This window comes from Brevibacillus laterosporus, from assembly GCF_030489605.1.
GTDB classification, from domain to species: Bacteria; Bacillota; Bacilli; order Brevibacillales; family Brevibacillaceae; genus Brevibacillus_B; species Brevibacillus_B laterosporus_E.
Window position 1 is genome coordinate 1 of the sequence record NZ_JAUKFY010000069.1, and the last position, 736, is coordinate 736.

The window sequence follows — 736 nt, forward strand, 5'->3', positions numbered from 1 at the left end:
GAAACTCACTAATCACTACAGGAAACGAGTACTTCTCCGTCTCAAACGTGATAGGCTTTCCAGCCGTACGCATATTTCCAATCCGGGTCATTCGATCATAAGCGTCTGGACCAATAAAAATACCGGTCCATGTGATCGGCCGGTATTGTGGTCCCATGTTTTGTATACTTACATCCCCACCAGGGAATCGATTAATAGCTAATGTTTGCTGCCCGCCTAACGGTATCACATCGGGCTTCTCAAACGTTTTTAATTCTATGCCTCCAAGGACAACTCTCATTACTTGGCCCCTCCAAACGCACCGCGTCCCATCGTCATATTAGCTCTTTGAGCAGTTCTGGCAAGTTCAGACAATACGTACTGCAAAGCTTCACGTTTAATTCGTCTAATCAATGCCTCAGAATCCTCTCCTGGTTGTTGATGGATATGGAAATGTATATCAGGGAGTTGGCTGTTGTACTCAGTATTTTGGGGTTGCGAAACTCTTCTAGCAGGGGTAACACCAGATAAGCTTTCATCAAGTGATAACTTACTATGAAGCTTTGGTGCTACCTCAATGGATCCATTTAATTTACTACGTAGAGCCTCAGCTACTGTCCCCGTTGCTGATTGCAGATAAGGTAGCGAATCTGTAATGCCCTCACTGAACATTCTCATTAAGTTAGGAGCCCATCTATCGGACTTCGAGGCAGGGCCTTTTTCAGTAGGAGAAGAGAAACCAAGAAACTGCTTGAGG

2 pseudogenes are annotated in these 736 nt (G+C 45.0%); both read right to left on the reverse strand.

Going from position 1 to position 736, the window contains the following annotated elements:
* Nucleotides 1-280: pseudogene (locus QZ995_RS23685) on the reverse strand (LysM peptidoglycan-binding domain-containing protein); the annotation flags it as partial.
* Nucleotides 280-736, reverse strand: a pseudogene (locus QZ995_RS23690) (phage tail tape measure protein); the annotation flags it as partial. The pseudogenes QZ995_RS23685 and QZ995_RS23690, both read right to left, overlap by 1 nt.